Source organism: Acidovorax sp. KKS102 (assembly GCF_000302535.1).
Classification (GTDB): Bacteria; Pseudomonadota; Gammaproteobacteria; order Burkholderiales; family Burkholderiaceae_C; genus Acidovorax.
Genome location: NC_018708.1, coordinates 3,574,417 through 3,594,067 on the forward strand (window position 1 = coordinate 3,574,417; position 19,651 = coordinate 3,594,067).

At 65.3% G+C, this 19,651-nt stretch carries 17 protein-coding genes and 1 tRNA gene; 6 read left to right on the top strand and 12 right to left on the bottom strand.

The window, feature by feature from the left end; genetic code table 11:
• Window positions 1–49 precede the first annotated feature (49 nt).
• From C380_RS16415 to C380_RS16440, 6 genes are all read right to left on the bottom strand, one after another.
• Entirely contained in the window at window positions 50–1,243 is a 1,194-nt protein-coding gene (locus C380_RS16415) for a substrate-binding domain-containing protein (RefSeq protein ID WP_015014951.1), read from the bottom strand.
• 151 nt (window positions 1,244–1,394) lie between these two features.
• Window positions 1,395–2,906 carry a sigma-54-dependent Fis family transcriptional regulator gene (locus C380_RS16420; protein ID WP_015014952.1) on the bottom strand — a complete coding sequence of 504 codons (1,512 nt, stop codon included), beginning with the start codon at window positions 2,904–2,906 and terminating at the stop codon, window positions 1,395–1,397.
• A 135-nt stretch (window positions 2,907–3,041) separates the two neighbouring features.
• The gene (locus C380_RS16425) at window positions 3,042–3,671 is read right to left on the bottom strand and encodes a DUF2325 domain-containing protein (RefSeq protein WP_015014953.1); all 630 of its coding nucleotides are present in this window, start codon (window positions 3,669–3,671) and stop codon (window positions 3,042–3,044) included.
• Window positions 3,672–3,874: 203 nt separating this feature from the next.
• A complete protein-coding gene (locus tag C380_RS16430; RefSeq protein ID WP_015014954.1) occupies window positions 3,875–5,380 on the bottom strand; it encodes a tripartite tricarboxylate transporter permease in 1,506 nt (501 codons plus the stop codon).
• Between the two features lie 65 nt (window positions 5,381–5,445).
• Entirely contained in the window at window positions 5,446–5,967 is a 522-nt protein-coding gene (locus tag C380_RS16435) for a tripartite tricarboxylate transporter TctB family protein (RefSeq protein WP_015014955.1), read from the bottom strand.
• Entirely contained in the window at window positions 5,967–6,926 is a 960-nt protein-coding gene (locus C380_RS16440) for a tripartite tricarboxylate transporter substrate binding protein (RefSeq protein WP_015014956.1), read from the bottom strand. Before C380_RS16440 ends, C380_RS16435 begins: the two co-directional genes overlap by 1 nt.
• Window positions 6,927–7,055: 129 nt before the next feature.
• Between C380_RS16440 and C380_RS16445 the strand changes: the two genes are divergently transcribed.
• From C380_RS16445 to C380_RS16455, 3 genes are read left to right on the top strand one after another with little or no spacing between them, the layout of a single operon-like run.
• Complete coding sequence (locus C380_RS16445; protein ID WP_043566725.1) at window positions 7,056–7,739, top strand: response regulator transcription factor; 684 nt, start codon at window positions 7,056–7,058, stop codon at window positions 7,737–7,739.
• Window positions 7,736–9,196, top strand: a complete 1,461-nt coding sequence (locus C380_RS16450; RefSeq protein WP_015014958.1) for a sensor histidine kinase — start codon at window positions 7,736–7,738, stop codon at window positions 9,194–9,196. The genes C380_RS16445 and C380_RS16450 overlap by 4 nt, the downstream gene beginning before the upstream one ends.
• Window positions 9,193–9,621, top strand: coding sequence for an RNA-binding S4 domain-containing protein (locus C380_RS16455; protein ID WP_015014959.1), 429 nt, complete (start codon window positions 9,193–9,195; stop codon window positions 9,619–9,621). The genes C380_RS16450 and C380_RS16455 overlap by 4 nt, the downstream gene beginning before the upstream one ends.
• A gap of 104 nt (window positions 9,622–9,725) precedes the next feature.
• Here C380_RS16455 and C380_RS16460 read toward each other — a convergent pair.
• From C380_RS16460 to cysS, 6 genes are all read right to left on the bottom strand, one after another.
• A tRNA-Ser gene (locus C380_RS16460) sits at window positions 9,726–9,818 on the bottom strand.
• 207 nt (window positions 9,819–10,025) lie between these two features.
• Window positions 10,026–10,976, bottom strand: coding sequence for a tRNA lysidine(34) synthetase TilS (tilS, locus tag C380_RS16465; protein ID WP_015014960.1), 951 nt, complete (start codon window positions 10,974–10,976; stop codon window positions 10,026–10,028).
• A 171-nt stretch (window positions 10,977–11,147) separates the two neighbouring features.
• Window positions 11,148–13,001 (bottom strand): methyl-accepting chemotaxis protein, encoded by a 1,854-nt coding sequence (locus C380_RS16470; RefSeq protein ID WP_015014961.1) that lies wholly within the window; start codon window positions 12,999–13,001, stop codon window positions 11,148–11,150.
• Window positions 13,002–13,190: 189 nt separating this feature from the next.
• Entirely contained in the window at window positions 13,191–14,168 is a 978-nt protein-coding gene (locus tag C380_RS16475; protein ID WP_015014962.1) for an acetyl-CoA carboxylase carboxyltransferase subunit alpha, read from the bottom strand.
• 78 nt (window positions 14,169–14,246) lie between these two features.
• The gene (locus C380_RS16480) at window positions 14,247–14,921 is read right to left on the bottom strand and encodes a DNA-3-methyladenine glycosylase (RefSeq protein ID WP_015014963.1); all 675 of its coding nucleotides are present in this window, start codon (window positions 14,919–14,921) and stop codon (window positions 14,247–14,249) included.
• Between the two features lie 47 nt (window positions 14,922–14,968).
• Window positions 14,969–16,351 carry a cysteine--tRNA ligase gene (gene cysS, locus C380_RS16485; RefSeq protein WP_015014964.1) on the bottom strand — a complete coding sequence of 461 codons (1,383 nt, stop codon included), beginning with the start codon at window positions 16,349–16,351 and terminating at the stop codon, window positions 14,969–14,971.
• A 219-nt stretch (window positions 16,352–16,570) separates the two neighbouring features.
• Here cysS and C380_RS25090 point away from each other — a divergent pair, with 219 nt between their 5' ends.
• From C380_RS25090 to C380_RS16500, 3 genes are all read left to right on the top strand, one after another.
• Window positions 16,571–17,677: a tetratricopeptide repeat protein gene (locus C380_RS25090; RefSeq protein WP_043565550.1), complete on the top strand. Its 1,107-nt coding sequence runs from the start codon at window positions 16,571–16,573 to the stop codon at window positions 17,675–17,677.
• Window positions 17,678–17,801: 124 nt separating this feature from the next.
• The gene (locus C380_RS16495; protein ID WP_168162387.1) at window positions 17,802–19,055 is read left to right on the top strand and encodes a L,D-transpeptidase family protein; all 1,254 of its coding nucleotides are present in this window, start codon (window positions 17,802–17,804) and stop codon (window positions 19,053–19,055) included.
• The gene (locus C380_RS16500; RefSeq protein ID WP_015014967.1) at window positions 19,052–19,633 is read left to right on the top strand and encodes a peptidylprolyl isomerase; all 582 of its coding nucleotides are present in this window, start codon (window positions 19,052–19,054) and stop codon (window positions 19,631–19,633) included. Before C380_RS16495 ends, C380_RS16500 begins: the two co-directional genes overlap by 4 nt.
• Window positions 19,634–19,651 lie beyond the last annotated feature (18 nt).

Here is a 19,651-nt window from a genome sequence, read left to right on the forward strand (position 1 = left end):
CATCCCAAACCAGGGTGCTCGCCATCACTCAGACCTGCCCAGCGCAGCCTTATCGCTTGTTGCGAATCGGAACTTGCATCTCTTCAGGCTTGATCTCGCGCACCAGCTCGGGCACGCCCCAGGCAAAGGCCGGGTCCACCTTGATCTTGAAGTGGTACATGCTCTGCATGGCCTGGTGGTCTTCCTTGCGGAAGGTCATCTTGCCCTTGGGCGTCTCAAAGCTCATGCCCTCCATGGTCTTGATGAGCTTGTTGGTGTTGGTGTCGCCGTTCGTGGCCTTGAGGGCCGTGACCAGTGCCATGGCAGAGCTGAAGCCACCGGCCGTGAAGAAGTCTGGCGGGGTCTTGAACTCCTTGTAGTGCGCGGCCACCATGGCTTCGTTCACGGGGTTCTTGGGGATGCCGAAGTAGTAGTACGTAGCGCCTTCCATGCCGGGGAAGTTCTTGTACGCAGCCATGGCGGGCAAGATGTTGCCGCCGGTGGCGATCTCGATGCCATAGCGCTTGAGGTCCATGTCAGCGATCTTGAACGGGTTGCCCGCACCAGCCCAGATGATGAAGATGACCTTGCGGCCGGGCACGTCCTTGAGCTTGTCGATCAGGCGCTGGGCACCGGCGGTGAAGTCGGTGGTGGTGGTGGGCAGGTATTCCTCGTGCACCAGCTTCGCGTTCTTCAGCGCGTCCTTGAAGGCCTTCACACCGTCACGGCCAAAGGCGTAGTCCTGCGCCAGCGTGGCTACCGTGACGCCGGCCTTGTCGATGGCCACGGCGTTGGAGATGGCGTCCTGGCTGCTGTTGCGGCCGGTGCGGAAGATGTACTTGTTCCACTTGTCGCCGGTGATGGCGTCGGCCACGGCGGGCTCCACCAGCAGGATCTTCTTGTATTCCTCAGCCACGGGCAGCAGGGCCAGGGCCACGCCGCTGGAGGTGGGGCCGACGGCGATGTCGGCCTTGTCGTCCGAGTAGGCGGAGGCCAGCAGGCTCTTGCCCAGATCGGGCTTGCCCTGGTCGTCCTTCTCGATCACGACGAGCTTCTTGCCATTGACGGTCATGCTGCCGCCGGTGGCGTAGTTCAGGCCCATCATCAGACCGGTCTGGGTCTGCTTGCCGTAGGCTTCCAGTGGGCCCGTCTTGCTGTACACGTGGGCGATGCGGATTTCACCGGTCTGCGCGAACGCGGGGGCAGAAAGTGTGGCGGCGGTAACGGCTGCGGAAGCGAGGGCGACCAGAGTGCGACGTTGCATGGCGATGTCTCCTGTTGTGATGCTTCTTTATTGCACAGTCTGTGCCAGCATCCAAGTGCTTGATTTCAAAGCTACTTTTACTGACACCCTGGCAACACTGACTGATTTCAATACACATTAAATGTCCAATAATCAGACATTTGTCTGATTTTTATTCAGGGTTTTCCAGACGTCCATAGAGCGTGGCGCGCGAGATGCCCAGCTGCCGCGCGGTGGCCAGCTTGTTGCCGCCATGGGCCTTGAGGGTGGCGGCAATGGCCTTGCGCTCCAGCTCGGCCACCTGCTCGGCCAGCGGGCGCAGGTAGCGGCTTTCGTCGTCGGCATCGGTGGCGTGGCCAGGGTCCTGCACCGGGGCGGGGGCGGCGGGCTCCACGCCGGCCTCGCGCAGGATGCGCTCCAGCTGCGCGGCGTCGATGGACTGCGAGTCGCTGCGCATGACCGCCTGCTCCAGCACATTGCGCAGCTCGCGGATGTTGCCGCGCCAGGGCTGGCCCGCCAGCAGGGCCATGGCGTCGGGCAGCAACTCGGGCGGTGCGGTGCCGTTGCGCAGGGCCAGGTCTTCACCCAGGGCTTCGACCAACGCAGGAATGTCGCTGCGTCGCACGCGCAGCGGCGGCACGCGCACGGGCAGCACATGCAGGCGGTAGAACAAATCCTCGCGAAACTTGCCCTCGCGCACCAGCGCGGCCAGGTCGCGCGAGGTGGCGGCCAGGATGCGCACGTTGAAGGGCACAAGCTTGTTGCTGCCCAGCGGCTCGATCTCGCCCTCTTGCAGCGCGCGCAGCAGCTTGGCCTGCAGGCTCTGCGGCATGTCGCCGATTTCGTCGAGGAACAGCGTGCCGCCATCGGCCAGCTTGAACTTGCCGTCGCGGCCTTTGCGGTCAGCGCCGGTGTAGGCGCCCGGCGCCACGCCAAAGAACTCCGCTTCGAGCAGCGTGTCGGGCACGGCGGCGATGTTCACGCTCACAAACGGGCCGCTGGCGCGGCTCGATGCGGCGTGAATGGCGTGGGCGAGCAGCTCTTTGCCGGTGCCGGTTTCGCCCAGCAGCAGCACGGGGCTGGTGGACTGCGCTGCACGGCGCGCCTGGCGCTTAACCTCGGCCGCCGCAGGGCTGGAGCCGATGAAACTGGCAAAGGTGTACTTGGACCGCCGCTCTCCATCGCCCGCCACGGCAAGGCTGCGGCGGCGCTGGCTGGCCAGCTCGCGCCGGGCGTCGTCCAGGTCGCGCTGCAGCCGCGCAAACTTGCTGATGAGCGGCTGCAGTGTGGTCTCAGGGTGGTCGAACAGCACGATGCCGATGGCGCCGATCACGCGGTCGGCATCGTCACGCAGCGGGATACGGCTGACCACAAAGGTACCCGCCTTGTTGGTGAGCAGATCGATCAGCACGGGCTGGCCGGTTTCCAGCACGCGGCGCATCTGGGTGTTGGGGATGACCTCTTCCACCGTGCGGCCGACGAACTGGTCCACCGACGAAAAACCCAGGTCCGGCAGAAAGCGTTGATACCCTTCATTCACCCACACGATGCGCCCGCTGCGGTCCACCAGGAACATGCCCTGGCTGACGCTGGAGAACAGCTGGAACATGGAGCGCGCCGCCAGTTCCAGAATGCCCTGGGCATCCAGCGGCAAGGCGGGGGCGTCATCGGTGAGAAAGGGCATGGGCGGATGGTAGCGCGGAGGTGCATGCGGGTCCGTGTCCCAGCCACGGTCGCCGGCAGCACAGCGCGTAGCCCTCAGCGATCTGCTACATTGTTTATAGCAATTAAGGCATTATTTGTCTGCGCTATCGAGCATTTACTGCACCTTGTCAGCCGCCTGACGCTCTTCGGCATGCCCCCAGTGCAGCACCACGACGGACGGCGGCTGCACCGGCTGCGCAGCCAGAGGCTGGTCCATCAGGATGCAGGTCTTGCCGGTGCGGCGGCAATGGTCCTGTACCCGCCAGTACTGGTCATGGCTGATGCAGCCGGTCTGGCAAATCACCCAGTCTGCGGCCGCCAGGCTGGTATGCAGTGCTGCTTCGCTGATGGCTGGCGCGTCCTCCTCGACAGCCACCTCTTTGCATGGGTGCGCGCACTGGGGTGCTGCAGTGGCTAGAGACGACGCACCCGGCGCCGATGCAGCCAGCTTCCATCGCAGGCACTCGCGCGACAAGGCAGTGATGCGTTCCGCCAGCACGCCGATATGGCGGGCCATGGACTGTCGCCGCGGCAGGCCCGGCTGAGCCGCCTGCCACTGTGCCAGGGCATCCTGCGCCCACGCCAGGCGCGTGTCCCGAATGATCACAGCAGCACGCAAGCGCAACACCTCCGCCGACAGCGCTTCCAGTTGCGCGGCCTGAGCGGCCACCAGCTTGCAGCAGCGTTGCTGCGCCTCACCCCACTGCCTGCACAACGCCATAAATTCCTGGGGAAGTGAATCCATGCACCACCTTGCAAATAAGAATTATTCGCATTTTATGTTATCATCCAGCCCCGTTGAGCAAGTCTCCTGGTGGGAAGGCTCGGGATCTACAACCCGGTGCCAGGCTTGCCATAACAACCCAAGCTGAAAACGAAAAAACCGCGCCCTGGAGCGCGGTTTTTTTACGTGCAGCGTGCGCCACGAGTGCGCAGACGCAGGGGCCTCTATGAAGACGCCAGCTTGCGTGCCGCCATGCGGCGCATCACGCGCGGAACGATCAACACCAGCGCCACGATCACCACCAGCGTGAGCGACATCGGGCGCTGCAGGAAGATCCACCAGCTACCCTCTCCCAGCGCCACGGCGTTGCGCATCTGTGCCTCGGCCAAGGGGCCCAGGATCATGCCCACCACCACCGGCGCGGTCGGAAAGTCGAACCGGCGCATCACCACCCCCAGAATGCCGATGGCATACAGCAGAAACAGGTCGAACGCGCTCTGGCGCATGCCGTAGGCGCCCACCGTGGCGAAGATCAGGATGCCTGCGTACAGCTGCGGGCGTGGCACCTTCAGCAGCTTGACCCACAGACCCACCATCGGCAGGTTGAGCACCAGCAGCATGATGTTGCCGATGTACAGCGAGGCGATCAGCGCCCACACCAGCGCCGCCGAGCTGGTGAACAGCTGCGGGCCCGGGTTGATGCCGTAGTTCTGGAACGCGCCCAGCAGCACGGCCGTGGTGTTGCTGGTGGGAATGCCCAGCGTCAGCAGCGGGATCAGCGCAGCCGTCACGGTGGCGTTGTTCGCCGCCTCGGGGCCGGCCACGCCTTCAATGGCGCCCTTGCCCCCAAACTCTGCCTTGTCCTCGCCCTTGGCCAGCCTCTTCTCGGTGGCGTAGCTGAGGAAGGTGGGGATCTCGGTGCCGCCCGCAGGGATACAGCCAAACGGTGTGCCAATGAGGGTACCGCGCAGCCAGGCGGGCCAGGACCGTTTCCAGTCCCGTGCGGTCATGTGCACACGGCTCATCTTGTTCTGCGTCTCGTTCACGCTGCCTTCGTAAATGGCAGCGTAGAGCACCTCCGCCACGGCAAACAGCCCCACGGCCACCAGCACGATGTCGATACCGTCCAGCAACTCCATCTGGCCTGCGGTGTAGCGCGCGGCACCAGAGATCTGGTCCATGCCCACGCAGCCCAGCGCCAGCCCCACAAAGAGGGCCGTCATGCCGCGCAAAGCGCTCTGGCCGAGCACCGCGCTCACGGTCGTGAAGGCCAGCACCATCAGCATGAAGTATTCCGGCGGCCCCAGCTTGACGGCAAATTCCGCCACGCCCGGAGCGAACAGCGTCACGACCACTGTTGCAATGGTGCCCGCCACGAAGGAGCCAATCGCCGAGGTTGCCAGCGCCGCACCGGCGCGGCCACTCTTGGCCATCTTGTTGCCCTCCATCGCGGTCACCATACTCGCCGTCTCCCCCGGCGTGTTCAGCAGGATCGACGTGGTGGACCCTCCATACATGGCGCCGTAGTAGATACCGGCAAAAAAGATCATCGAGGCTGTGACCTCGACCTTGGCGGTGATGGGCAGCAACATGGCCACAGCCACGGCGGGCCCGATGCCAGGCAGCACGCCCACGGCCGTCCCGAGGGCACAGCCCACCAGCGCCCACAGCAGGTTGGCTGGCGTGATGGCGGTGGCAAAGCCCGCCAGAAGCGCATCAAAGATTTCCATCAGAACCTCTTCTTGATGTTGTTGTCAGGGGTCTTGCCGGGCTGCGGCAGAGGATGCCGGTGGCCTTACAGCCAGCCCGTTCCCGTCAGGCCCGGCAGGTTGATGGCGAGAAACTGCGTGAAGGCCCAGAACACGGGCGCCGAGATCGCCAGCCCGGTCAGCACATCCTTCACCCACGTACCGACGGAGCCGGCTTGGGGTTGCCGGGCTGCGCGGCGAAGGCCTTGCACGGCCAGCACGTAGCAGATCGTGCAGCTCACGATGAAGCCCACGGTGCCGATCAATGCGGCGTTGACCAGAAGGCCCGCAGACACCCACACGAAAGAGCCGATGTCGGCCTTGGGGTGCCCGCTGGCTTCGGACATCTCGCGGTAGCCGCCAGTGCGTGCCTCCCACACCAGCCACGCGCCGCAAATGGCCAGCACCACGGTACACAGCCACGGCAGAAAGTTGGGACCGACGCCGCCGTAGCCGGCCTCGCCGGAAATCTGCAAGGCGCCGAAGGCCATGCCTGCGGCCACCAGCAGCACACCGGCGCCGACGATGGTCTGCGCGCGCGGCGATGGAATGGTGCTGCCTTCAGTCATCACACCATCCCGGACTTGACCATGGTGGCGCGCAGGCTGGCGAATTCCTGGTCCACGAAGCTGGCAAACGCATCGCCAGCCATCCATGCGGGGGTCCAGTCATTCTTGGCCAGCGCCTCGCTCCAGGCCTTGCTCTTTGTGGCCTTCTCGATGGAGGCGATCAGCGCGTCACGCTGGGCCTTGTCGATACCGGGAGCACCGTACACGCCACGCCAGTTGCCGATCTCGACGTTGATGCCCTGCTCCTTGAGCGTGGGCACCTCGACGCCCTTGAGGCGCTTGCCGGACGTGACCCCGATGGCCCGCATCTTGCCCGCAGCGATGTACTCGGCAAATTCGCTGTAGCCGCTGCCGCCGATGGTGACGTTGCCACCCAGGATGGCGGCAGTTGCCTCGCCGCCCCCACGGAACGCCACGTAGTTGATCTTGGCCGGGTCCACACCCACTTCACGGGCAATCATGGCGGCTGCGATGTGCTCGGTGGAGCCGCGCGAGCCGCCACCCCATTTCACGCTGCCAGGGTCCTTCTTGAGCTGGTCCACCACGTCCTTCATCGACTTGAAAGGCGAGTTGGAAGGCAGCACGAACACGTTGTATTCGCTGGTCAGGCGCGCCAACGGCGTGACCTTGTCCAGGCCCACCGGGGGCTTGCCCGTGATGATGCCGCCCAGCATCACCGCACCCATCACCATCACGGCATTCGGGTCGCCCTTGCTGCCGTTGACGAACTGCGCCAGACCGATCGCGCCGGCGGCACCGCCCTTGTTGTCATAGGTGACCGAGCTGGCAACCCCTGCGTCCTGCATTGCCTTGCCCAACGCGCGACCGGTGGTGTCCCAGCCTCCACCCGGGTTGGCAGGGATCATCATCTTGATGGCAGATGCCGTCTGGGCCGAGACGGGCAGCGCACCCGCTGCGGCCAGGGCGGCCAGGGATTTCAGAAAAGTATCGCGACGCATGGTGTCTGTCTCCTGATAAGGTTTGCGAACCGCCCGATGATGCGCGCGCTGCCTGTCAAACGGCTGTCCTCAGACTCAGGGAAAACACTCATGCGCGGGGCCCGACGAGACGGTGCTATGGTGCCGCGCATGCAATTGCTCCTTGTAGAAGACGACCCCACCATGCAGGCCACGCTGCACCGCGCGCTGACCCGGCGCGGCATGGAGGTCACAGCCGTGGGCGACGGGCGCGCGGCGCTCAGCCAGTGGACCGCGCTGCAGCCCGATGCCGTCATCCTGGACCTGACCCTGCCCGGCCTGGACGGCCTGCAAGTGCTGCAGCAGGCCCGGTCGCGCGGCCTGCGCACCCCTGTGCTCATCCTGACAGCGCGCGGCACCGTCGGCGACCGGGTGATGGGCCTGAACGCCGGAGCCGACGACTACCTGCCTAAACCTTTTGACCTGGACGAACTGGAGGCCCGTCTGCGCGCCCTGGTGCGCCGCAGCGCAGACCCCACAGTGGCGCCCCTCGCCCCCAGCACCGTGCAGATCGGCGCCATCCGCTACGACAAGGACAGTGGCGCCCTGTACCTCCACGGCGAGGTGATGGAGCTCACACCGCGCGAACTCGCTTTGATGCACGCCCTGCTGGCCCAGCCCGGCCATGCGGTGACCAAGGAAAGGCTGTATGAGCTGGTGTTTCCGGGCCAGCTGGACGTGCAATACGAAGCCATCGAGGTCGTGGTGTACCGGCTGCGCAAAAAGCTGGCAGGCACGGGCCTGACGTTGATGACGCTGCGCGGCCTGGGCTACCTGCTGCGGGCCGACACATGAGCCCCAAAGGCGTGCGCCACCACTCGCTAAGGCGGCGCCTGCTGCTGGGCATCTTGCTGCCGGTGGTGCTGTTCATCGGCTTCAACACCTGGAGCCTGTACCACCAGACCCTGGCATCCCTCAACACGGCCTACGACCGTACCCTGCTGGCATCCGCCAAGAGCATCAGCGAACAGCTGGATGTGAAGGGTTTTGACGAGGAGGCGCAGCTGCGCGCCATCGTGCCCTATTCCGCGCTGGAGGCCTTTGAAGCCGACAACCAGAGCCAGATGTTCTACCGCGTCTCGACCCTGAAGGGTGATATGGTGTCGGGGTTTGAAGACCTGCCCATGTGGCACGGCAGCATCCCCGCACGCCCGCCCTATGCGGCCCTGGTGGACTTTTACGACGACCGCTTTCGCGACCGCGATGTGCGCGTCGCCGTGCTGCTGCAGCCGGTGGCCAGCTCCCAGGGGCGGGCCATGGCGGTGATCCAGGTGGCCGAGACGCTGGAAGTGCGCGAAACCCTGGCCCTTCAGATCCTGCGCAACACCCTGCTGCGCCAGGCACTGCTGATCGCGGTGATCGCCTTCACCGTGGTGCTGGTGGTGCAGCGCGCTACACAGCCCGTTCGCCAGCTCAGCCAGCAGCTGCAGGCCCGGCGCGAAGGCGACCTGAGCCCCATCGCTGCCCCGCTGGCCCCGCGTGAGCTACAGCCGCTGGTGGACGCGACCAACGAGGTCATGCAGCGCCTGCGCCACCTGTTGCGGCACCAGAAGCGCTTTGTGCGCGACGCATCGCACCAGTTGCGCACGCCGCTGGCCGTGCTCAAGACCCAGGTGCAATCCGCCCTGCACGGCGATGTGGAGCCACAGCAAGCCCTGCACGAAATCAGCGACACCGTGGACCGCGCCACGCTGCTGGCCAACCAGATGCTGGCCCTCGCCAAGGTGGAGCAACTGCGCCAGCAAAGCGCGCCGCCCGCTACCCGGTTCGACGAGGTCCTGCGCGCAGTGGCACTGGAAATCTCGCCGCTCATTGCCCAGCGCGACCTCGACTTCGGCATCCACACCGAACCCGCGCTGGTGCAGTCCCACGAATGGATGCTGCGCGAGCTGAGCCGCAACCTGCTGCACAACGCCGTGCGGCACGCACCACCTGGCAGCGAGCTGACCGTGGACCTGCGCAGCGACGGACGGCACGTGGCGCTCACGATCAGCGACCACGGCCCCGGCATTGATGACGAACTGGCGGCCCGCCTGTTCCAGCCCTTCTCGGCGGGCGATGTACGCACCGGCAGTGGCCTGGGTCTGGCCATCTGCCATGAGATCGTGCAGGCGCTGGAAGGCAGCATCGCGCTGACCAACCGGGTCCAGGGCCACAAGGTGACCGGGCTGGATGCGATTGTCCGCCTGCCACTGCCTGCGCCACTGACTGACAGCGCGCCGACGATGCAGGCGGCACAATCTCATCCATGAACACGATGGAGACGATGCGGCTGGACAAATGGCTCTGGTGCGCCCGCTTTTACAAAACCCGCAGCCTCGCCACGGAAGAAATCGGCAAAGGCCGGGTCACCGTCAATGGTCAACTGGCCAAACCTGCCCGCGACCTGCGTTGCGGCGACACCGTGGCGCTGCGCCAAGGGCCCGTGGCGCGCACCGTGCTCGTGCGGGGCCTGAGCGGCGCCCGTGGCCCTGCGCCTGTGGCCCAACAGCTGTATGAGGAAACCCCTGACAGCATCGCCGCCCGCGAAAAGGCAGCGGAAATTCGCCGACTGGCCCCCGAGCCCGCCGCCACATTGCAAGAAGGCCGCCCCACCAAACGCGACCGCCGTGAGATCGACAAGGTCCACAAAGGAAGCGATTGGGGCAGCCGATGGAGCGCATCCATCGACGAGTGACCTGTGCGAGGAGCCTGACAGTTCGAAGGCGATGCCTGAAAGAACGAGGCGGCTGAAAACACCAAAGAAAAAGCCCCAAGCGCTCGGGCACTTGGGGCTTATCTTGGCGGAAACGGAGGGATTCGAACCCTCGATGAGGCTCTACACCCCATACTCCCTTAGCAGGGGAGCACCTTCGGCCACTCGGTCACGTTTCCAATCCCGCTATTATGCCTCATTTTGGACGGGGTCCCGCCGAGGCCTGCCTTCGCCGAACGATGCCATGCTCCCGAAAACCATGGGCGGGCTCCAGGTGGACTTCGTGCAAACCATCAGGCGGTCAGCCTCCAAAGCCCAGGGCGACACGCCCCTCAAGCGAACGAATACCCGTAACACGCTGACCACCCGGCGAACTCAGACGTCGCCTAGGCTTTGAGCCAATCGATCATGGCGCCCGAGCGCACCACAAAGCCGCTGCCTACCTTGATACGGATCTGGTGGCCCCGCGTGGAGCAGGCGCTGATTTGATTCTGCAGCTCGCTCAGCTGTGCGGCCGTCGGGGTTGTCAGGTGGGTGTGGCGCAGCCAGTGGCGCAGCACGTTGGCCTGGCGGGCGCGACTGAGCATTTGCAGGGCCTTGATCTCCGGGGGCTGGCCTACCTGCAACAGGTCTTGCTGGGCCAGCTCTTGCAGCAGTTCTGCCGCCTGGGCGGCATTGGCCGCTGACCGCGCAAAGGTCTCCCGAAAGGACGGGAAGGCAGACTCGAGGATCGGGAGCAGTTGCGCCCTGATGCGGTTGCGGGTGTAGCGCTCGTCGCGGTTGGTGGGGTCTTCCACCCACGCTTGGCCCTGCGCCTTCAACCACTGGCGCACATCCGACGCGGCCACCTGCAGCAAAGGACGATGCCAGACCAGCCCTCCCCGCTCCCACTGGGCCGGCATGGCGGCAAGGCCCGCGACGCCCGCTCCGCGCGACAGGGCCAGCAACAGGGTTTCGACCTGGTCATCGGCGTGCTGTGCGATTGCTATGGATTGAATAGCACCCAAGACATGATCTTCTAGCGCTACAGCCGTCAAAGCCTGGTATCTGGCTTGCCGGGCAGCATCCTCCGGGCTCTGACCGGGCGCTGGGCGCGCATCCAGCCTCTGCACGCGCAAAGGCACACCCAGCTGGCCGCACAAGGCCACGCAATGCTGCTCAAATCCGTCGGCAGCCGCCTGCAGCCCATGGTGTACGTGGATGGCCAACACCTGCCCTGGCCAGCGGCGCGCACAGGCCAGCAGCAACGCAGTCGAGTCCGCTCCGCCGCTCAACGCCACCGCCAGAGGTAAGGCGGGCGCGAACGCTTGCAGGGCGACATCCATGGATTGGGTCATGGCGCCTGGCTTCCTGGCTCCGCAGGCCCAGCGCTCGGACCGGCAGCCCCTGGAAACGACTTGGGGCTAACAGAGTCTGGACAGGGGCAACAGTTCATGGGCGCCGATTATCGCGGAGCCCCTCACTCCGGCAGCAAGGTGCATTCGGGGCGCCGCGACGCCCCTTGCAACTCAACCGCCCGGCGGGGACAGCCGTGGCGCAACGTGGGCGGAGTCGGTAGTGGACAGACGAAAGGTCGCCACCACCTCCGACAGCCGCACCGACTGATCCTTCAGACTCTGCGCCGCTGCAGCGCTCTCTTCCACCAGCGCTGCGTTCTGCTGGGTCATCTGGTCGAGTTGGGCCACGGCCTGCCCCACCTCGTTGATGCTGGTGCTCTGCTCGTTGGTGGACGCGGTGATCTCGGCCATGATGTCCGTCACGCGCTGCACCGAGGTCACGATGTCGGTCATCGTGGTGCCCGCGTCGTGCACCAGCCGCGAGCCGTTTTCCACCTGCTCGACCGACGTATTGATCAAGGTCTTGATCTCGCGGGCCGCTTCGGCACTGCGCTGGGCCAGACTGCGCACCTCACCCGCCACCACCGCAAAGCCCCGGCCCTGCTCGCCTGCGCGCGCGGCCTCCACCGCTGCGTTGAGCGCGAGGATGTTGGTCTGAAACGCAATGCCGTCAATGACGCCGATGATGTCGTTGATCTTGCGCGAGGCCGCATTGATCTGGTCCATGGTGGTCACTACATTGCCCACCACCTGACCGCCGTGCTGCGCAACGCTGGAGGCCTGGGCAACCAGTTGGTTGGCCTGCCGCGCAGAGTCTGCGTTGTGCCGCACCGTTTCGGTCAGCTGCTGCATGGAGGCCGAGGTCTGCTGCAGGCTGGATGCCGTGAGTTCGGTACGCCCGCTCAGGTCGTGATTGCCGGTGGCGATCTCTTCGGCGGCCACACGCACCGAGCTGCTGGCGTCCCGGATCTGCGCCAGCACGCCAGAGAGCTTGCCCGCAAAACTGTTGAAGCTGCCGGCGATCTGGGCCAGTTCATCCTCGCCGTGCGCGTCAATGCGGCGTGACAGGTCGCCGTCGCCCGCGCCGATTTCGTGCATGGCATCGCGCACCAGCGTGAGCTGGCGCAGGCGCCGGGTGAGCACCACCCCCAGCAGCGCCACGGCCACGACCAGCACCAGCACACTGGAGATCAGCGATGTGGCCAACATGGCGCGGATCGGCGCCATGGCTTCGCTCTCGTCAAGGGCCACGACCAGCATCCAGGACGTGCCAGCGATCGGCACCACACTCAGCAGGCGGCTGCGCCCGGCGATGTCGGTCGGCAGCAGTCCTTTGTTCTTGGCAGCAGCCAGCAGCGGCTCGATCGCGAGGTCTTTGGAGAGTTCGGTGATGGGCTTGAGCGTGAGCCCCTGGTCTTTGTGGGCGATGATTTTGCCGTCCGCGGACACCAGAAAGGCAAAGCTTTGCGGCGTGGGCTGGATGGACGCGACATTGGCCACGACCGATTCCATGTACACGTCCCCGGCAGCCACCCCCTTGAGTGCGGAGCCCGCACCCACCGGCGTCGCAAAGGTCACCACCAGTTTCTGGTCGGAGGCCGAGATGTAGGGCGGCGTGACCACGGACGCGCCAGCCTGGGCAGCCTGCTTGTACCAGGGGCGCGCAGTGGGGTCGTAGTCGGCGGGGAGGTTGCGGGCTTCGGAGAAAACGTACTTTTTGTCTGCGTAGCCAAAGTACGCCGTGCTGAACTTGCCCGCATCACGCAGCATGGCCAGGGATTTGGCGGGCTCAGGCTCTTCAAACGCGGCGATGGAGGCCGCGATGATGCCAGCCTTCGCGCGGGTCCACTCTTCGATGGCCTCCGCATGGCTCTTGGCGGTGGCCTGCCCCTCCTCTGCCAACGCCACCCGCGCTTGTGCGCGGGCGGAGAAATAGTTGACCAGCGTAAGCACCAACAGGGCTGCCACCATACAGGCGGCAGACACCACCAGGATCTGGCCCTTGAGCGTCTTCAGAAGCGACATGGAGCACCCCTTCAACCGCCCGCGCAGGCGGTGTTCGAAGATGTTACATCCGGTAGCATTCTGCGCGCCAGAGGGGAGATAGGCGCCGCCTGAACGATTCAGCGCCAAAAAAAACAACGACCCCGAAGGGTCGTTGAAAGCGCACCGGACTGGTGCAAAAGCCCCGGCCAGCGCCGGGCTCAAGGCTGCTCAGCGGGCGTCTGCCTTGGTGTCGCTGAACCGGCCGTAGCTCTGCAGGCGCTCGTAGCGGCGGTCCAGCAGGTCCTTGGTCTTGAGGTCGGCCACCTGGCGGAAGGCATCGCCCAGCGCGCGCTTGAGAAAGGCCGCCATCTGCTTGTGGTCACGGTGGGCGCCGCCCACAGGCTCGCTCACGATCTTGTCCACCAGGCCCAGGGCCTTGAGACGGTGGGCGGTGATGCCCAGGGCGTCGGCAGCCTCTTGCGCCTTCTCACTGGTCTTCCAGAGGATGGACGCGCAACCTTCGGGGCTGATGACCGAGTAGATGGCGTACTGCAGCATCACAACCTGGTCGGCCACGCTGATGGCCAGGGCGCCGCCGGAGCCACCTTCGCCGATGATGGTGGTGATGATGGGCACTTCGAGCTGCGCCATCTCGAAGATGTTGCGGCCAATGGCTTCGGACTGGCCGCGTTCCTCGGCATCGATGCCGGGGTAGGCGCCGGGCGTGTCCACAAAGGTGAACACGGGCAGCTTGAACTTCTCGGCCGTCTTCATCAGGCGCAGGGCCTTGCGATAGCCCTCGGGCTTGCTCATGCCGAAGTTGCGCATAGCGCGCTCCTTCGTGTCACGGCCCTTCTGGTGGCCAATGACCATGCAGGCGTGCCCGTTGAAGCGGGCCAGGCCACCCACGATGGACAGGTCATCCGCATAGTGGCGGTCGCCGTGCAGCTCGACGAAGTCGGTGAAGATGTCGCGCACGTAGTCGAGCGTGTAGGGGCGCTCGGGGTGGCGGGCGATCTTGGTGATCTGCCAGGGCGACAGTTCGCTGTAGATGTCTTTGGTGAGCTGCTGGCTCTTTTTGCTCAGCTGGTCGATCTCTTCCGAGATATCGACGGCACTCTCGGTCTGCACGTAGCGCAGTTCTTCAATTTTGGACTCCAGCTCGGCGATGGGCTGCTCGAAATCCAGAAAGGTCTTTTTCGCCAACGTTTTTCTCCTTGGGGATCGCACCCGGCGGGGTTGCCACGAATGGCACGCACTGTAACCGGCGTGCCTGCAGTGGTGTCAATAGGTTACAGGCAGGGGGTCCAGAGACCGCCAAATATACCAAGTCGCGACGCTGCACCAGGGCTTCCAGGCCTCGGCCACCTCGCGCGCGTCGCTGCGGCTCACCGGGTCGCCAGAGAAGTAATTCTGGCTGATCCCGCTGATCAACCCCGGGTCGTCCAGGGGCAAAACATTGGGCCGCATCAAATAGAAGATCAAAAACATCTCGGCCGTCCAGCGGCCAATGCCCCGGATGGCCACCAGCTCGGCAATGATGGCCTCGTCGTCCATGGCGGCCCAGTCCTTGACGTGCAGCTTGCCGCCCTCAAAGTGCATGGCCAGGTCCACCAGGTAGTCCACCTTGCGGGCCGACAGGCCTGCGGCCCGCATGTCATCGATCTTGAGCTTGAGCACGCTGGCGGGTTTCATGCCGCGCGGCAGCAGCGCCACAAAACGCTCCCACACGGCCTGCGCTGAAGCCACGGACACTTGCTGGCCCACGATGGAACGCGCTAGGGTGATGAAGGGGTCGCCCTTGGTCTGCAGCGCAGCGTCGCCAAACTGCGGGATCAGGCGCTTCATCACCCGGTCTTTTTTCACCAGGTGCTTGCACGCCTCGGCCCAGTAGTCGGGCGTGGCCAGCACCAGCGACGGCGCCACAGCGTCACCCGCTATCTTTTTAGAAGCTGCCACCGCTTATTCCACCTGCACTACTGGCATATTTGGCTTCAAAACCATGCTCATTGGGCAGCTTCCCATGTGGTGCCGGCGGCAGAGTCCTTGAGCACGATGCCCTGGGCCAGCAAGTGGTTGCGAATGCGGTCGGCCTCGGCAAAGTTCTTGGCCGCCTTGGCTGCGGCCCGGGCGGCAATCTGCGCCTGAATCTCGGCCTCATCCACCCCCGCCGCACCCGACTGAAGAAACGCTTGCGGGTCGCCCTGCAAGATGCCCAGGCAACCACCCAGCGCCTTCAGCAGCCCGGCCAGTTCGGCTGAGCGGGTCTTGTTGACCTCGCTCGCCAGGTCGAACAGCACGGCCACCGCCTCGGGCGTGCCAAAGTCCTCGTCCATCGCGGCCTTGAAGCGGGCTGCGTAGGGGCTGGTCCAGTCGATGGACGCCACCTGCGCCGGGGTCACCAGGCTGAGGGCCGTGTAGAGACGCTTGAGCGCCTGGCGTGCGTCGTCGAGGTGGGCATCGCTGTAGTTCAGCGCGCTGCGGTAATGGGCCCGCACGATAAAAAAGCGCACCGTCTCGGCATCGTACGTCTTGAGCACGTCGCGGATGGTGAAGAAGTTGCCCAGGCTCTTGGACATCTTCTCGTTGTCCACCCGCACAAAGCCGTTGTGCACCCAGAATTTGGCCAGCGGCTTGCCCGTGGCGCCTTCGCTCTGGGCGATTTCGTTCTCGTGGTGGGGGAATTGCAGATCCGCGCCGCCACCGTGGATGTCGAAGGTTTCGCCCAGCGTGGCGCAGCTCATGGCCGAGCATTCGATGTGCCAGCCGGGCCGGCCCGCACCAAAAGCGCTGTCCCACTTGGCCTCGGGCGGCTCCTCGGGCTTGGCGGACTTCCACAGCACAAAGTCGAGCGGGTCTTCCTTGCCGTCCAGCACGGCCACCCGCTCGCCGGCGCGCAGCTCGTCCAGCGACTTGCCCGAGAGCTTGCCGTAGCCCTCGAACTTGCGCACCGAGTAGTTCACGTCCCCGTTGCTCGCCCGGTAGGCAAGGCCCTTGCCTTCCAGCTGGCCGATGAGCGAGAGCATCTGGGGCACATATTCGGTAGCACGGGGCTCGACCGACGGCGGCTCGATGCCCAAGAGGCCGATGTCCTGGTGCATCGCTGCAATCATCTCGTCGGTGAGCTGGCGGATGGTGATGCCCCGCTCCAGCGCGCGCTTGATGATCTTGTCGTCGATGTCGGTGATGTTGCGCACATAGGTCACGCGCAGGCCGCTGGCCTTGAGCCAGCGCTGCACCACGTCAAACGCCATCATCATGCGGGCGTGGCCGATGTGGCACAGGTCGTAAATGGTCATGCCGCACACATACATGCGCACATGGCCAGGTTCGAGCGGGGAAAAGTCCTCCAATGCACGCGACAGCGTGTTGTAGATGCGCAAACTCATGGGATTTCAGTAACGGGAGACTTGATGGGGGTGGGTGAGCGCCTGAGACTCACCCGGCAGCAGCGGAACTCAGCCCTGGGAAGGGGGTGGCCCGGCAAGGGGCGTCCAGCAAAATCACCAGCGGCAACAGCGTACCGTCATGACAACCCCCTCAGCTACAATCCGCCGCAGTATAAGCCCCCGCCCGGGCTGGCTGCCGCCCAACTCCTTTGTACCCCCATGAAGCAAGTCCGACGCACACTCCCACGCCTCCTGCGCCTTCTGGCACTGACCGCCCTGATGGGCACGGGTGTGGTCCACGCGGACGACTATGCCGACATCACCCAGCTGCTCAAGGCGGGCAAGGCGTCCGAGGCGCTGGCCAAGGCCGACCAGCGCCTGGCTGCCAACCCGCGTGACCCCCAACTGCGCTTCTTGCGCGGCGTGGCCCAGACGGACTCGGGCAAGCAGGCCGACGCCATCGCCACCTTCACCAAGCTCACCGAAGAGTACCCTGAGCTGCCCGAGCCCTACAACAACCTGGCCGTGCTGTATGCCAACCAGAATCAGCTGGACAAGGCCCGCACAGCGCTGGAAATGGCGATCCGCACCAACCCCAGCTACGCCACCGCGCAGGAAAACCTGGGCGACATTTACGCCAAGCTGGCCAGCCAGGCCTACAACAAGGCGCTGCAGCTGGATGCCAACAACGCCAACTCCGTCAAACCCAAGCTGGCGCTGATCCGCGAGCTGTTCTCCAACGAGCCCGGTAGCAAGGCCGGTCGCCCTGCCGCCGCCGCACCAGCCCCCGCCGTGGTGGTGACCCAGCGTCCCGCAGCCGCTCCTGCGCCCACGCCAGCCCCCGCCCCTGTAGCGGCTGCACCAGCGCCGGCCACCCCGGCTCCGGCACCTGCCCCGACTCCAGCGCCTGCGGCCGCCCCGGCACCAGCGGCCAGCACTGCAGCGGCGCCCGCGCCGGCCCCTGCCGCAGCAGCGGCGGCTGACGCGTCCACCCAGGCGGTGACCGCCGCCGTTCAGGCTTGGGCAGCAGCCTGGGCCGCCAAGGACATGAAGGCTTATCTGGGCGCCTACGACAAGTCGTTCGACCCGCCAGGCCGCCAGGGCCGTGCTGCCTGGGAGAAGGAGCGCGAGGCGCGCATCGTCGGCAAGTCCAAGATCAGCGTGAAGCTGTCCGACATCAACGTGTCGGTGCAAGGCGACAAGGCCACCGCCCGTTTCCGCCAGGCCTACAGCGCTGATTCGCTCAACGTCAGCAGCCGCAAGACCCTGGACCTGGTCCACAACAACGGTCGCTGGACCATCGTCCGCGAATCCACGGGCGGTTGACCATGCTCCCCGAGGCGGCGCCTGCGCCTTCCGCGCGGGCTTTTTTTTTGCCCCAGCGCAAAGCTGATTGATGTTTCGCATGTTCGTGCCCTTGACCTCCCCGGGCCGCCAGGCCGCATCGGCAATGCTGCTGCTGCTGGGCACCTCGCTGGTCACGCCCGCCCTGCCGCAGGGCGCCAAGGCACGGCGTGCGGCCGCTGCGCACGCAGCATCCACCACGCCCCCTGTCGCCCCCGCGCCGGCAGAGTTGCGTGACGGCCAGGCGGAGGCCCGCCTCATGGCGGTCTACAAGCTGGTAGCCGAAGGGCGCGGGCGGGAAGCCCTGGCACAGGCAGAAAGCCTGGCGCGCGACTACCCCAACTTCCAGCTGGCCCAACTGGCGGTCGGCGACCTGCTCATGTCGCGCACGCGGCCGCTGCGGCACCTGGGCGATGTGGCCCCCGAGCCGGACTCGGCCCGCAGCATCCAGGCCGCTGCGGCACTGGCCGAACTGCGCACCGAATCGCGCCAGCGTGTGGATGCGCAACGCAGCCGCCCCCCCGCCAACGCCATCCCCGCGCAGTTCCTGGAGCTGTCGCCCCGCTCGCGCCACGCCATTGCGGTGGACACCTCGCGCTCGCGGCTGTACCTCTTTGAAAACACCGCGCAGGGCCTGCGGCTGGTGGCCGACTATTACGCCTCGGTGGGCAAGCTCGGTATCGAAAAAGAGGTGGAGGGCGACCAGCGCACGCCGCTGGGGGTGTACTTCATCACCAGCCGCCTGGACCCGGCCAAGCTCAAGGACTTTTACGGCGCGGGCGCCCTGCCCATCAACTACCCCAACCCCCTGGACCAGAGCCGGGGCAAGACCGGCAGCGGCATCTGGCTGCATGGCACGCCGCCCGACCAGTTCTCGCGCGCGCCCTTGGCCACCGACGGCTGCCTGGTGCTGGCCAACCCCGACCTCGAACGCATCCTGCGCACGGTGGAGCCCCGCTCCACCCCCGTGGTCATTGCGCGGCAGCTGCAATGGGTACAACCCCACAGCGTGGCCGCCGACCGCAAATCGTTCGACGCGGTGCTCAATGCCTGGCGCACCGCCAAGACGGAAGGGGACATGAAGCGCCTGCTGGGCTTTTATGCGCCCGACTTCCAGAGCTACCGCAAGAAGCCGCTGGAAGAATGGACCCAGGTGCTGCAGGCCGAGGCCCGCGCCCTCAAGGGACGGGAACTCCAGCTCAAGGACAAGTCTTACCTGCGGTGGACAGACTCGGCCGACACCATGGTGGTAACGTTCGGCGAAGTCGCTGAAGGCGCACGCACGGGGCCGGTCAAGCGCCAGTACTGGACGCGCCGCGGCCAACAATGGCAGATCTTTTTCGAAGGAGTGATTGGATGATTTCCAGAAGAAATTCGACGGTAGCGCTGGCAAGTATTGCCCTGGCTGCTATGTTTACAGTAGCACCCGCCCAGGCGCAAGACGCTCCCAAGGTCAAGCTGGCCACGTCGATGGGTGACATCGTGGTGCAGCTCGATGCGGCCAAGGCTCCCAAGACGGTCGAGAACTTCCTGGCCTATGTGAACAGCAAGCACTACGACGGCACGATCTTCCACCGAGTGATCGACGGCTTCATGATCCAGGGCGGCGGCTTCACCCCCGACATGCAGCAAAAGCCCACCAAGGCACCCATTCCGCTCGAAGCCAAGAACGGCCTCAAGAACGACACCTACACCATCGCCATGGCGCGCACCGGTGATCCCAACTCGGCCACTTCGCAGTTCTTCATCAATGTGAAGGACAACGCCATGCTCAATGCCCCCAGCCCCGACGGCCACGGCTATGCCGTGTTCGGCAAGGTGGTCGAAGGCACCGCCGTGGTGGACAAGATCAAGGCTGTGGCCACCGGCAACAAGGGCCCGCACCAGAACGTGCCCAACACCCCTATGACCATCAACTCCGCCACCGTGGTGAAGTAATTTTTTGAAGAAAGCACT